This is a genomic window from Actinoplanes campanulatus (genome assembly GCF_014647795.1).
Lineage (GTDB): Bacteria > Actinomycetota > Actinomycetes > Mycobacteriales > Micromonosporaceae > Actinoplanes > Actinoplanes campanulatus.
Genome location: NZ_BMPW01000007.1, coordinates 322,449 through 335,992 on the forward strand (window position 1 = coordinate 322,449; position 13,544 = coordinate 335,992).

14 protein-coding genes are annotated in these 13,544 nt (G+C 69.2%); 12 read left to right on the top strand and 2 right to left on the bottom strand.

What is annotated here, in order from left to right:
- The 3 genes from IEZ13_RS16115 to IEZ13_RS16125 all read left to right on the top strand — a co-directional run bounded on the left by IEZ13_RS16115 (window position 1) and on the right by IEZ13_RS16125 (window position 2,121).
- A complete protein-coding gene (locus tag IEZ13_RS16115; protein ID WP_268240107.1) occupies window positions 1–705 on the top strand; it encodes a GAF domain-containing protein in 705 nt (234 codons plus the stop codon).
- Between the two features lie 40 nt (window positions 706–745).
- Window positions 746–1,471, top strand: a complete 726-nt coding sequence (locus IEZ13_RS16120; RefSeq protein WP_183221768.1) for a GAF and ANTAR domain-containing protein — start codon at window positions 746–748, stop codon at window positions 1,469–1,471.
- 212 nt (window positions 1,472–1,683) lie between these two features.
- Complete coding sequence (locus tag IEZ13_RS16125; RefSeq protein WP_183221767.1) at window positions 1,684–2,121, top strand: hemerythrin domain-containing protein; 438 nt, start codon at window positions 1,684–1,686, stop codon at window positions 2,119–2,121.
- A gap of 76 nt (window positions 2,122–2,197) precedes the next feature.
- On the opposite strand, the gene IEZ13_RS16130 is transcribed toward IEZ13_RS16125, so the two are convergent.
- Window positions 2,198–3,280, bottom strand: a complete 1,083-nt coding sequence (locus IEZ13_RS16130) for a fatty acid desaturase family protein (protein WP_183221766.1) — start codon at window positions 3,278–3,280, stop codon at window positions 2,198–2,200.
- Window positions 3,281–3,859: 579 nt separating this feature from the next.
- On the opposite strand from IEZ13_RS16130, the gene IEZ13_RS16135 reads away from it, so the two are divergent.
- The 8 genes from IEZ13_RS16135 to IEZ13_RS16170 all read left to right on the top strand — a co-directional run bounded on the left by IEZ13_RS16135 (window position 3,860) and on the right by IEZ13_RS16170 (window position 10,781).
- Complete coding sequence (locus IEZ13_RS16135) at window positions 3,860–4,861, top strand: Acg family FMN-binding oxidoreductase (RefSeq protein WP_183221765.1); 1,002 nt, start codon at window positions 3,860–3,862, stop codon at window positions 4,859–4,861.
- Between the two features lie 127 nt (window positions 4,862–4,988).
- Complete coding sequence (locus IEZ13_RS47890) at window positions 4,989–6,008, top strand: GAF domain-containing protein (RefSeq protein ID WP_372441942.1); 1,020 nt, start codon at window positions 4,989–4,991, stop codon at window positions 6,006–6,008.
- Between the two features lie 134 nt (window positions 6,009–6,142).
- Window positions 6,143–6,613, top strand: coding sequence for a sensor histidine kinase (locus IEZ13_RS16145; protein WP_183221763.1), 471 nt, complete (start codon window positions 6,143–6,145; stop codon window positions 6,611–6,613).
- Between the two features lie 234 nt (window positions 6,614–6,847).
- Window positions 6,848–7,174: a hypothetical protein gene (locus IEZ13_RS16150; RefSeq protein ID WP_183221762.1), complete on the top strand. Its 327-nt coding sequence runs from the start codon at window positions 6,848–6,850 to the stop codon at window positions 7,172–7,174.
- Between the two features lie 63 nt (window positions 7,175–7,237).
- The gene (locus IEZ13_RS16155; protein ID WP_183221761.1) at window positions 7,238–7,411 is read left to right on the top strand and encodes a hypothetical protein; all 174 of its coding nucleotides are present in this window, start codon (window positions 7,238–7,240) and stop codon (window positions 7,409–7,411) included.
- A complete protein-coding gene (locus IEZ13_RS16160; RefSeq protein WP_183221759.1) occupies window positions 7,408–8,421 on the top strand; it encodes a glycosyltransferase family 4 protein in 1,014 nt (337 codons plus the stop codon). The genes IEZ13_RS16155 and IEZ13_RS16160 overlap by 4 nt, the downstream gene beginning before the upstream one ends.
- A gap of 102 nt (window positions 8,422–8,523) precedes the next feature.
- Window positions 8,524–9,666 carry a glycosyltransferase gene (locus IEZ13_RS16165; RefSeq protein WP_183221757.1) on the top strand — a complete coding sequence of 381 codons (1,143 nt, stop codon included), beginning with the start codon at window positions 8,524–8,526 and terminating at the stop codon, window positions 9,664–9,666.
- Window positions 9,663–10,781 carry a glycosyltransferase gene (locus IEZ13_RS16170; protein ID WP_229794730.1) on the top strand — a complete coding sequence of 373 codons (1,119 nt, stop codon included), beginning with the start codon at window positions 9,663–9,665 and terminating at the stop codon, window positions 10,779–10,781. Before IEZ13_RS16165 ends, IEZ13_RS16170 begins: the two co-directional genes overlap by 4 nt.
- A 674-nt stretch (window positions 10,782–11,455) precedes the next feature.
- On the opposite strand, the gene IEZ13_RS16175 is transcribed toward IEZ13_RS16170, so the two are convergent.
- Window positions 11,456–12,802 carry a hypothetical protein gene (locus IEZ13_RS16175; RefSeq protein WP_183221755.1) on the bottom strand — a complete coding sequence of 449 codons (1,347 nt, stop codon included), beginning with the start codon at window positions 12,800–12,802 and terminating at the stop codon, window positions 11,456–11,458.
- Window positions 12,803–12,973: 171 nt separating this feature from the next.
- On the opposite strand from IEZ13_RS16175, the gene IEZ13_RS16180 reads away from it, so the two are divergent.
- Window positions 12,974–13,504: an RNA polymerase sigma factor gene (locus IEZ13_RS16180; protein ID WP_183221753.1), complete on the top strand. Its 531-nt coding sequence runs from the start codon at window positions 12,974–12,976 to the stop codon at window positions 13,502–13,504.
- The last annotated feature ends 40 nt before the right edge of the window (window positions 13,505–13,544 follow it).

The window sequence follows — 13,544 nt, forward strand, 5'->3', positions numbered from 1 at the left end:
ATGATTCGAGGTCTCATCGCCGCTCAGCCGGCGCGCGCCGGTGGAGTCGTCGATCACCTGCGGTGTGTCTGCCAGGCCGCGGTGGGAGCGTTGTCGGCCTCCGGGACGGGCATCAGCGTGCTGGCCGACGACGGGAGCCGCAGCGTGTATGCCGCTTCCGACCCGCTCAGCGAGCAGGTGGAGGAACTCCAGTTCCTTCTCGGTGAGGGCCCGTGCCTGGAGGCCTTCGATCGCCGCCGGCCGGTGCTGATCGCCAATCTCGCCGACGAGGCGATGACCCGATGGCCGGGATACGCACCGGAGGCCCATGACCGCGGTGTCCGCGCCGTCTTCGCGTTTCCATTGCAGATCGGCGCGGCCCGGCTCGGTGTCTTCGACGTGTTCCGCGACCACCCCGGCCGCCTGTCCGACCAACATCTGGCCGATGCCCTCTGCTTCGCCGACATCGCGGTCGAGGCCCTGCTCGACCGGCAGAGAGACGCCGCCGAAGCGCCGGGCGGGCCGGCACACGACGGTGTGACCGAAGCGGTCGCGCACCGGGCGGAGTTGTTCCAGGCCCAAGGCATGGTCATGGTTCAGATCCAGGGCAGCATCACCGACGCTGCGGCCCGCATCCGAGCGTACGCCTACGTCGAGAACCGCAGCCTCGGCCAGGTCGCCCACGATATCGTCGCGGGCGATCTGCGCTTCGCAGCGGACCACTGATGACCGTGCCGCCGCACCGCCCAGCAGCCAGGAGGCAACGATGACCACCGTTTCCGCGCAACGGTTGGCGTCGATATTCGTCGAGGTCGCCGACACCCTTGTCGAAGAGTTCGACCTGATCGACTTCCTGCACATGCTCACCGACCGCACCGCGGACCTGGTCGGCGCGGCCGCGGTCGGGCTCATGCTCGCCGACGGCCGCGGCAATCTCGAGTTCATGGCCGGATCGGACGAGAACGTCAAGCTGCTGGAGCTGTTCCAACTCCAGACCAGGGAGGGCCCGTGCCTCGAGGCCTATCGCACCGGGCAGGCGGTCATCAACGTCGACCTGAGCGCCGCAACCGCCCGGTGGCCGCGGTTCGCGCCGCGCGCGACCGCCTCCGGGTTCCAGTCCGTGCACGCCTTCCCCCTGCGGCTGCGCAGCCAGGTCATCGGAGCATTGAACGTCTTCGGTGACACCAAGGGCGGCGACTTCAGCGGCGCCGACGTACCGATCGTGCAGTCCCTCGCGGACATGGCCGCCATCGCCCTGCTACAAGAACGTGCCCTACGCCGCGGCGAAGCATTGACCGAGCAACTTCAGGGCGCACTCAACAGCCGGATCGTCATCGAACAGGCCAAGGGCGCTGTCGCCTACGCCAATGGGGTCAGCGTCGACGAGGCGTTCACACGGATCCGGAACTACGCCCGCAACCACAACCGCAAACTGACCGACGTGGCACAGGCTCTCGTCAACGACCGCACCACCCCACCGGAGCTTGACTGACCGTTCAGTTCCCTCAGCGGTCGGGCGGAACGCCTACACGGCGCAGCGGAATGCTGTAAGGGATACGGAGTACCGTAGAGATGTCAGCCCACCACGCTCAGGACCCCGGCGTTCACCGTGTGATTCAAGATCCGAGGGTTAGTCATGAGATTCTCGATCCGCACCTCCTCGCACGCCACCACCCATCCGCGTCACGTGGCCCGGTGGCCCTGATGAGCTACTCCGACGTCATCGACCTGCTGATGGAGCAGCATGACGAGATCCGCCGGCTGTGTGCCGGCGTCGAGCGCTCCCGAGGACCGGAAAGAGCACAGCGGTTCGCGGAGCTTGCCCGGCTGGTCCACCTGCACGAGCGCGGCGCAAGGACGGTTGTGCATCCAGCGACCCGTAACGGCACCGGCAGCGCGGTCGGCGTGGCACGCATGCTGGAGGGAGAGGCCATCGAGCGGTCCGTCACGACATTGCACGACCTCGGCACCGGCCACCTGGATTTCGAGAACGGGTTCGCAGCCCTGTACCGGGCGATCCTGGACCACGCCACCCGGGAGGAACTGGACGAATTCCCGATCCTGCGCGTCCAGGTGCCGGTCCAGCGGTTGCATATGATGGCGGGCGAGTTGCACGACGTCCAGGTCATGGATGCCGCCTGACTACACGAAATCCTGTGGGCCGCCGGCCCCCTCGGCGGCCCACAGGATTCCTCTACTCGAGAAAAGCTCGGACCTGTTACTGATCTCCGGCCGCCGCTCGGCCGGCGTCGGCGAGGGCTGAGCTGCGGGGCCGTTCGGTCCGGGCCTCGCGCAGCGGCGCTCCGACGGCGTGCAGATGCCACAGCGCCTGGCGATACGACTGGAGCAGGCTGGTCTCCTCGTAGGAGACGCCGATCCGCGCGCAGTACGCCTTGACGAGAGGTTGCGCCCGGCGCAAGTTGGGTGTCGGCATCGCGGGGAACAGGTGATGCTCGATCTGATAGTTCAACCCGCCCAGGGCCATGTCCGTCAGCCTGCCCCCGGTGACGTTGCGGGAGGTCAGCACCTGCTTGCGCAGGTAATCCTCGTCGCCGGTCGGATGCGGCATGCCCTTGTGGTTCGGGGCGAACGTCATGCCGAGGTAGACACCGAACACCGCATGATGCACGGCGAAGAAGGCGAGGGCCTGTAACGGCGACAGCACGGCGAACAGGACAACGGTGTAGGCGACCAGGTGTACGGCCAGGAGAGACGTTTCCAGGCCGCGGCGGCGCATGCCGGGGTGCCGCAACGCCTTGATGCTCGAGATACGCAGATCGAGGCTGAGCAGGGTGAGCAGCGGAAAGAACAGACCCGCCTGGTGACGGGTGATGAATCCTTTGAGCCCACGCCTGCCCCAGGCAGACTCGGTGGCCCAGATCAGAACCTCCGGCTGCACATCCGGATCGAGGTCGTCGTGATTCGGGTTGTTGTGATGACGGGTGTGCTTCTCCGTCCACCAGCCGTAACTCATCCCCACGACGACGTTGCCGGCGATCCGGCCGACCACGTCACTGGATTTTCGGGTACGGAAGACCTGACGGTGCGCCACATCATGCGCCAGCAGAGCCGCCTGGGCGAACACCATCCCGAGGACCGCGGCGACCAGCAGGGTCCCCCACGACGAGCCGACCAGGACGAAGGCGGCACAGACACCACCGAGCATGGCCGCCACCACGCTCATCCGTATCGCGTAATAGGCCGGCCGCCGCTCGAGAAGACCCGCCTCGGTGATCTGGCGGTTCAGCGCGGCAAAGTCACTACCGGCAACGCGGGGCCGCTGGGTGCCGGTTTCGCTCATATGCAACGACTCCTTTGGTGCCACCGCCCGCCATGCAGAAGAAGCCATGGGGCGTGAACCGGTGTTGAGGCCGCGGAGTCTGGACGGCCGGTCGCCACCGAAGAACCGGTGACAGCGTGGTTGTACCCCGGCTGCAGATCCGGTAAACGCTCGAGAGCCGGCAGTCGAGCAAGCGTACGTTCACCGTGTCGCTTGAGATCCCGGTGGCTGACGGTTCCCCGATCGTGACGGGTCGCCACCATCGTCGAAACCTCCGCTCTTGCACTGCGATGCGGCGCTGCCGCCCTGGCCGGTGATCGCCGCACGACGGGTGCCGGATCGGCGTAATCTTGTGGTGATTTCGTGTACGTGTGACCGCGTCGGCCGGAGTCATCCGCTGACACTGGTTTCTGCCGCCTGGACCCCGCGGGTACGACCGGACATCCGCCACCTCGACCGAGTCGGCGTTCCGTAGCCGTCTGTTCCGCCAGGCGGAAACTGATGGTCCCAGAGCTGCGGCCATTCGGGCCCGTCCATGTCCTCCCAGGGCGGCCGGGGGATGTCCGGGTGACCGTCACCTGCCCATAAAGGACTTTCGTGATGTTCAGTGATGCCATCACCCATCCGACGGACACCCCGGTCAGCACCCACGCCCTCGCCGAGGCGGCCACCATCGGCGGGTACGCCCCGTCGATCTGCAACACACAACCGTGGCGGTGGCGGCTCACCGCCGACACCCTCGAACTGTGCCTCGCCTCGGAGCGGATCATGCGGGTCACCGACCCGGAAGCGCGTCTGGCAACACTGAGTTGCGGCGCGGCCCTGCATCATGCACACGTGGCGTTGCGGGCGCAGGGCTGGGACGCCACGGTGACCCGCCTACCACGCGACGGCGCGACGGCCGTACTCGCCCGGATCCGGGTCGGCGGCCGGGCGCCCGCCGACCCTGCGGCGGTGGAGTATCTCCGGACCATCCCGTCGCGGCACACCGACCGGCGTCCGGTCACCGGATCACCGGTCGATGCGGCCGATCTGGCCGCGGTCACCGCAGCGGTGCAGGCCCAGGGCACCCGATTGCATACTCTGCGGCCCGATCAGATTCTGGAGCTTGCCGCCGCCGTCGACCACGCGCAGCGCAGCGAGGCCGGAGATCCCGCATGGCAGGCGGAACTCGCTGTGTGGGCGGGCGGCACGCGGCCGTCCGGATCGGGTGTTCCGGACGCGGCGATCCCGAACCGGGCCACGCAGACCACGGTGCCGGGCCGCGACTTCGGCCATTACGGTGATCTGCCGGTGAGCGCCGCACACGACGAGTCAGCGGTGTTCGTCACGCTCTACGGCCCCGGCGACGACCCAATCGACTGGCTGCGCGCCGGTGAGGCGCTGTCCGCCGGCTGGCTGACCGCCACCATGCGCGGGGCCGCCGTGTTGCCGTACAGCGCACCGATCGAGGTCATTGCAAGCCGTCAGGCGATTCGGGCGATGATCTCCAGCGTCGGGTACCCCCACCTGTTGCTGCGGCTCGGCCGCACCGACCCGGCCGCGGACCCCGCGCCGCATGCGCCGCGGCTGCACGCCGAGCAGACCATCGACCGGGCGTGACAACCGTCGGGCCGGTGATGCGGATCGCGGTCTCACCGCCTGGCCTGCGACTCGCTACCGGCCGCCCCTGACATCGCTGAGGTTCCCCATGGCTATCGCCGACGAACGAGGGGTTGAGCCGGACCGGATGGATCCGCGGTCCGGAGGTCTGCGGCGGGCCGCAGCCGATCATCTGATGACACTGATGGCGCAGGCGACGCAAGCGCCCGCGGCGATGGTTCACCTGCTGGACGGCGAACAGCTGCGTCTGGTCGGCGGGTACGGTCTGCCATCGCAGTGGGCGAGCACACCTCCGGCATCCGTATCGTCGACGCTGAGCGCGTTGGTGATCGCGAGGGGATCACCCGTGGTGATCAGCGACGTCACTGCTGACGCTCAGGTCCCGGCTGAGGCACCGGAATCGGTGATGGGTGAACGCGCCTACCTGGGATACCCGATCCGTGACGCCGATGGGGCGGTCACGGGGGTGTGCGCGGTGCTGGACCATCGGCCCCGGCCGTGGCAGCCGGAGCATCTGACCGCGGTGGCCCACGGGGCGAAGGCGTGCGCGGTTCTCGTGATCGAACAACGCTCCGCCGTACGGGCGGATGAGGCGCGGAGGCTGCTGGTCGCTCTGATGGAGAGCTTGCAGACCGGTGTGGCCGCGTGCGACACCGCTGGGCGACTGGTCTTCTCGAACAAGGCGAACCAGGACCTCCACGGCGAGTTACCCGAGGACGTCGACCTGCGGGCATGGACCCGGCAGCGGTTGGCCTCGGCCCCCGACGTTGCCTCCCGCCCTTGGACCGCTCCTGCGGGCCCTCGCCGGCGAGCGCCTGCACGACATCGAAATCATGGTCGGACGCCCGCGGCAGCGACCTTCGACGCTGCTCGCCGACGCACAGCCCATCATCAACGCCGACGGCGCCTCGCTGGGCGCCGTGGTCACCCTGCAGGATGTGACCCAACAGCACAGCGCAGCCGTGCTGAAGGACTGCGAGCCGACGATCCGGCGCCTGCTCTCCGGCTCCGACACCAGCCCCGCCGACGGGCTGCTGCGCGACGTCATCACCACCGTCGGGCAGATGCTCGATTGGGCGGCCACCGAGTTCTGGGCCATCGACGAGGTCGGCAACGTCCTGCGCCGACGTCTGTGCTGGACCGATGAGCGGAACCTGTTGCCTTCCGGGTCACCGGACCGGCACGGCCAGGGAGAGGGCATGCCCGGGCGAGCCTGGCAGACCTCGAGACGGTCTGGGCGAGAAACCCTGAACACCGACGCCGGTTCATGCGCGCAAACCCTTGACTGGGGCATGTTGCGCTCGGCGGTGGCGGGCCACGGTCGCCACCATCCGCAACCGGTCTGCCGGCCGGGACGTCACCTTCGACATCGACGTACCCGACGAGACGATTCTGTGGGGAGACTCGAGACGGCTCGCCCAGGTCACCGACGAACTACTCGCCAACGACCTCGACTGGGCCGACGACGGCACCCGCATCATCGTGACCGTCTCCACCGACGGGCCCGCCGCCCAGCTCACCGTGTCCAACACCGGCCCCGTCATTCCCGCAGCCGAACGCGAACGACTCTTCCAGCGCTTCTTCCGTACCCCGAGCGCCATCAGCCACGCCATCCCCGGAGCCGGTCTGGGACTCTCTCTGGCCCGCGTCATCGTCGAACAGCACGGCGGAACCATCACCGCCGGCACCGGCGACGAACCACCCGGCACAACGATCACCGTCCGGCTCCCCACGGAACGGCCCGACAAGTGACCCGGCGGTTCTCTTCTCGCCGAGCCGTATCCGGCGGCCGGGCGCCGCTACCTCTATCATCGATGCCAGCGGTGACGCTGTCATGCGCCGCCGCCAGCTGCTCAGGACCCCGGCAGTGCGCCCTCTTGCCGCTGTGTACCTGGGAGCCGCCTTGATCATCGACCTTCAACACGCCCGTGTGGTGCCGTCTTTCGCACCCGGTACCGGCGCCTGCAGCGCGGTCGCTGCCGTCCGATGAGCGTCATCGACCGTGATGCCTCCGGCGCGCACGCCCAGCCTCCGCACCTTTTCACCACGCCGGGGCCGCGCATCGGCCCCCTGGTGACGGTGACCGCGGATTCCGACACCTCCCTGGTGGAGATCGGCGTGCACGGCCGCTGGTCACGGTGCCTCGGCGCCGACGTGTCCGCAGCGATCGGAAGGTGTCTGGCCGAACCACCGGCGGGCATCATCGCCGACCTGTACGACCTCGGTGACCCTGATGCCGCCAGCATGCCGCTGTGGCTGGCCGCACGGCGTGCCGCGAGCGCGCTGCGGCCAGCCGTGGCAGGCGTAGGCTGACGGTGTCGCTCCAGACTCCGGCGGCTCCGTCCACCGCCGACGAGTGATCCGAGAGAGCCGACAATGATCATCTTCAAGACAGTCGTCGTCACTGTTCTCCGTGAGCGCGGGCAGCACGTCAGAGCTGCCTTCGTCGAACGGGAGCTTCCCGAGCGCATCGACACCTCCGAACATGGCGGGTTGCTGGCCGTGCTCCATCTCGAGCCGGCGACATCGTCCCGAGGGACACCCCTGTGAGGGTCGGCATCCTGGGGCCGGTGGCCTGGCGCACCCCGCCGTACGCATATGGGCCTTGGGAACAGGTCACAGGGTTACTGGCGGACGGTCTGGTGGAAACCGGCGTTGAGGTGACGCTCTTCGCGACGCTGGACTCGATCACAGCGGCGCGGCTCGACGGTGTGTGCCCGCGGGGGTACGCAGACGATGCGTCGGCGGACGGCCGAGTCGCCGAGGCCATGCATGTCTCGTACGCCCTGGCCCGCGCCGGTGATTTCGACATCGTCCACAACCACCTCGACTGGCTCCCGCTCGCCTTCGCGGATCACTGCCGTGCCCCGCTGGTCACCACCGTGCACGGATTCTCCGGCCCCACGATCCTGCCGGCCTACCGGTCGAGCCGCTCCTCGTTCGTGTCGATCTCCGATGCCGACCGGCACCCCGACCTCGACTATGTCGCGACGGTCCATCACGGCGTGGACGCGGGCGGGCTCCCGTTCTCACCGGCCGGCGCACCCGGGCTGGTGAGCTTCGGCAGAATCCACCCGGACAAGGGCACCCACACGGCGATCGAGATCGCCCGCCGCGCCGGGCGTACACTCACCATCTGCGGCATCGTTCAGGATGAGCGGTATTTCACCGAACGAGTGGCACCCCACATCGACGGCGAACACGTCATCTTCCTCGGCGCGGTCGGGCCACAACGCCGCGGTGAGATCCTCGGCCGGGCAGAGGCGCTTCTGCACCCGATCGACTTCGACGAGCCGTTCGGCCTGTCGGTCGTGGAGTCCATGGTCTGCGGCACACCGGTCATCGCCTACCCGCGAGGCTCCATGCCCGAGATCGTCGACGACGGCGTCACCGGCTTTCTCGTACGCGGCATCGACCAGGCCGTCGCCACTGTCGGCGCTGTCCGCACCATCGACCGGGCCGGTTGCCGGGAACAGGCCCGCAAACGCTTCGACGCGCACCGCATGGTCGCCGACTATCTGGCCGTCTACGAGCAGCTCATCGGCAGCGGCCGCGGCTGACCAGCCCGCGAATCCCACCACCGGCCCGCACACCACGGGCACGTGTCTCGTATGCGGTCGTGGGCCGACCGCCACCGAGACCGGCTACAGGAAGGCACCACCATGACCATCAAGTACGGATTCCTCAGCACCCATCCGCCCACCCGGTGCGGCCTGGCGACCTTCAACTCCGCGCTCTTCAATCACCTCAGCGAGGTCGCCGGGCCGAGCGGCATCGTCCGGGTCGCCGCGAACAGCGACGACATCAGGCCCTCACCCGGTGTGGCACACACCTGGATGGACACCACGCCGTCCGGCTGGCGTGACAGCGCCGAGGTGCTGAACACCTTCGACGTCGCCGTCGTCCAACACGAGTACGGCATCTACCCCGGCCGCGACGGCGGAGAAGTCCTGTCCGTACTGCGCCGGCTCACCGTGCCGAGCATCGTCGTCCTGCACACCGTGCTGACCCATCCCACCCCGAGGCAGAAATCGCTGCTCGAGCAGATCGCCGCGGCCGCCGGCGCGGTCGTGACCATCACCGAGGCGGCGCACGACCGGCTCCTTCTCGGCTATGCCGTGGATGCGGCGAAGGTCTGCGTCATCCCGCACGGCGCCTTCGACTACACCGGGGAACCGGCCCGCCGCCACGACAACCGGCCGCATCTGCTCACCTGGGGCCTGCTGGGCCCGGGAAAGGGCATCGAGTGGGCCCTGCGTGCCTTGGCCCGCCTGCAGAACCTCGATCCGGCACCGGTCTACACCGTGGCCGGCCGAACCCACCCCAAGGTCGTCGAACAGCACGGCGAGGCGTACCGGGCGAGCCTGCACCGGCTCGGGGCGTCTCTCGGCGTCGCGCATGACGTGAACTACGAGTCGGCTTACCTCGACGACGCGGCACTCGGCGACCTGATCCGCTCCGCCGACGTGGTCGTGTTGCCGTACGACTCCACCGAACAGGTCACCTCAGGCGTCCTCGTCGAGGCGGTGGCAGCCCGGATTCCGGTCGTCGCGACCGCCTTCCCGCACGCGGTGGAGCTGCTCACCGACGGGCCCGGCCTGCTCGTGCCGCACCGAAACCCGGCGGCCCTGGCGACCGCGGTCCGGAAGATCCTCACCAAGCCCGCCCTGGCGGCCGAACTACGAAAGCGCAGCGGCCACGCCGAACCGGCAGTACGGTGGCCCGCAGTCGCCCTGCGCTACCAGCAACTCGCCTCGACACTCATCGGCGCCGGCGTCCGCCCGGTCACGGCGGCCGGCGTATGACCGAGGGCGCGATCACCACGCCGGGGTCCGCACTGCTCGTTCCCGCTGCGCCCTTCACCCACCTGATGCGGCTCACCGACGACACCGGCCTGTTCGAACATGCCCGGCACGCCACTGTCCGCCGCGAGCACGGTTACTGCACCGATGACGTCGCCCGGGGTCTCGTCGTGACCAGCCGCGAGACGGACCCGTCCACTGACGTCCTCCGGCTCGCTGAGCGGTATCTGGCGTTCCTCACCCATGCCCAGGGCACCGACGGCGCCTTCCACAACCGGCTGAACTTCAACCGGACCTGGACCGATCAGCCAGGCGTCGGCGACTGGTGGGGCCGCGCCCTCTGGGGCCTGGGAACAGCCGCCGCACGCTCGCCGGCCCGGTGGATCCGCCAGGAAGCGCTCCTCGCCTTCACCCTGGGAGCCTGCTGCCGATCCCCCGACCCGCGGGCGATGGCCTTCGCCGCGCTCGGGGCCGCCGAACTTCTCCGGGCCGATCCCGGCAACGGGCCGGCCGCCGAGCTTCTTGCCGACGCCACGATCGCCATCGGGACGCTCGGTCCCGACCCGCACTGGCCGTGGCCGGAGGAGAAGCTCGCCTACGCCAATGCCGCCCTCGCCGAAGTCCTCATCGCCGCCGGTGACCTCCTCGACGACCCACCGGCCCTCGCCGCCGGCCTGCGGATGTTGACGTGGTTGCTGACGATCCAGGTCAACGGCGGCCATCTGTCGGTCCTGCCGTCCGCGGGGTGGCAGCGCGGCGGCCCCCGGCTGCACCACGACCAGCAACCGATCGAGGTGGCGGCGCTGGCGGACGCCTGCGCCACCGCCGCCGCCGTCACCGGCGGCCGGAACTGGCACACGGGGGTGCACCGGTCCATCGCCTGGTTCCTCGGTGACAACGACGTCGGCCAGGCCATGTGGGACCCGGCGACCGGCGGCGGCTACGACGGACTGACGCTGCACGGACCGAACCTCAACCAGGGCGCCGAGTCCACCCTCGCCCTCATCTCCACCCTCCAGCACCACACCCCGAGCGAGGGTCAGAACCCGCGAGCGCGTCTCGGTCACAGAACAGCACCGCGGGGCGCCACCTCCACTGCGGCGACTCCGCGACCGTAGAGCACGACGAGCCGGTCATCACCGTGTCTGCCGTGCAGCGCCCCCGAGTCCTCGGACAACAGGCGAAGATCACCGTATGGGCTTTCGTGTCATCGAGGTGTCGCGATCGTCCATGTAGGAGGCAGCGGCGCTTCGACATTCGGGATCGCCGGCAGGGGGCTCGTCACGTCGAGATCCGATCACTCAAGCCATGAACGCCCTGCACAACCAAGGTCCCCGAAAGCGAGGTCGACGCAGGTGGAAGGCTCAAGAGCTGTTCAGTACGAGGCCGGCTACGAAGATCCGCCGGAATCCCAGTGCAAACCGTACGCGCGTACGTGCAGGAAAAACGTGTCGCGCCTTCACGAATACATCTGTGCCAACCAATGCAAAAGGCCAGCTAAGCTGGCCTTTTGTTAAGTCAGGTTGACAGGATTTCAACCTGCGGCCCCTTGCCCCCCGCAGGGGGTAGAGCCGGCTGGTGCCGTACGGGCCGGGTCCGGCTCCGGCGCCGCCCGACTGGCGTCCCGGCGCCTGCGGCGGCGGAGCCGGGCCGTCGCGGACGGCCGGACGCGACAGTGACCGCGACAGGGATAACCGCCGCGGCCACGTTCATCGGAAGTACCGGCCCGGCCCCCACAGACGGACCTCATTGCGCGATCGTCTAGAAGTCACGGATCGCGGCGCCCTGCGCACTACCGCCCGTTCACCACGGCGGCGCGTCGCACTGCCGCCACGCTCAGGCTGCGGACCAGGGCCTCGTGCCCATCCGCGGTCTCCCAGCCGGTGTCGGCCACGACCACCACGGCGCGTCCGGTCCGGGCGACCACGATGTAGGTGTCCTTGTTCGTCTGTGCGTAGTCGATGTACTCCCGATGCCGCAGTAGCACGGACTCGTCGCCGGCCACGCCACTGGCGCGAATGGACCAGCCATGGCCACAGGTGGCTACGGCCCGGCGCACGTCACGCAGATACCGCTGGGCGCCGTCGGAGGCATAAATGGCCACGTCATTCACGATGACCGTCGGGCGGTCGTTCACGCCGATCATGGCCTGGACGGCCCGATCCGCGCGGCGCAGCTTGGCCGACGCGTACGGCCCGCACGGCTGCGGCGGCCGCAGCGCCACCCAGGAGTTGTCGGTGACCGGCGTCGTGGCGGTCCCGTTCAGGTCCGCGGCCTGCAGCATTGCCGCCGCGGGGACGGAGTACGCCGGCGCGGACGCGATGCGGTAAGCGAGGATCGCCGGTCGCTGGTTGTGTGCGGCCCCCCCGATCAGCGCGACACAACCCGCGTCGCCCGGGCCGCCGGCGCGGAACCGCTTCTCATAGTTGCCGCGGGCGTCGGTGACGATGTTGTTCTTCGCGCCGCCGTCGAAGTCGCAGCCGCTGTCGAGCGCGGTAGCCAGCCTCTGGCGGGAGAGCGGCCGGCCGGTGTCGGTGAAAGAGGCCCGGCCGTGGATCCGGAAGCCGCCCCCGGCCAGCATCGAGTATTGGAACGTCAGCGCGGGCCGGTGGGTGCCCCGGACCCGCAGTTTCGGTGATCGGGCGCCGGAGAGGGCGGTGGACAGTTCGTTGCCGGCCTTGTCCATCGCGCCGACCGAGACGATTCGGACCGTTCCGTTCCAGGTGGACGGCACGTTGACGGTGGCGCTCCAGATGCCGTCCGTGGCGGTCCCGGAGGTCCGGGTCAGCACCGGCCGCAGCTTCGACTGATGGCCCGGGACCGGCCCGAGCACGAGCTGCGGGGACGGGTTCATCTCGTGCGGGTCGTCCCGTACCCCCGACGGGTCGGTGACCCGCATGGACACCCGTACGGGCACGACGGCGAGACCGCGGACCGCGACGAAGGCCCGAGAGAACTTGACGTCTCGCACCTGCGGCGGGGACTTGTCGGTGGAGACGAGCGCCGGACGGGCGGCCGTGGCGCCAGCCCAGGCGGGCGGCATCCCGGTGGCGAGCAGCGCCCCGGAGAGCGCTACGGCGACGGTGAGATGGGCGGCGGTGGCGGCACGGTCGCGGGTCTGTGGTGCTACTGAACGCATGTGAAACTCCGCTTCTTGGTGGGACGGTCAACTAGTTCGTCCACCGCTGCCCCGCTGCGGTTCACCACTGTCGCCCACCCGACAGTTCCCGCACCGCTACGGAACGTGGCACTGGTGAAGCGTCTTCCATGGCCTCGCGCGGACGCATACTGAGCGCGGAAAGGACGCGCTATGTCTGGTCACGATGTGGAGAGCCTCGCCCGGATCGCGTCCGCCGGCGATCTGGCGGCGCTTAACGTGCTCCTCGTGACGGTCCGTCCGGAGGTTCTCCGGGTGTGCAGCCGCCTGCTGACCAATCGCGAGGACGCCGAGGAGGCATGCCAGGACACCCTGCTGGCCGTGGCTCGGGGCCTGCCCCGCTTCGAAGGCCGCAGCGCCTTCCGGACCTGGATGTTCCGGATCGCCACCAACCGGGCTCGCTCGGCGTGCCGCCGGAACCGGGCGGACGCCCGCACCGGCCGCGACGACGGACTCGCTGACATCTCGGAACTGCGGCGAACCAGCGTGGTCGCCATGACCCGGGTGGACCTGCTCGAGGCACTGAAGCAGCTACGGCCGGAACTGGCCGAGGCGCTGGCGTTGCGGGACGTGGTGGGGCTCAGCTGCGCAGAGATCGCCGTCCTGCACCACGTTCCGGAAGGGACGGTGAAGTCCCGGCTCCATCAGGCCCGGCGGCAACTGCGCATTCGGCTGACAGCCTGATGGGCGCCTTCGGGCGGTGGGTCACCGGCTGGTTCGGCGA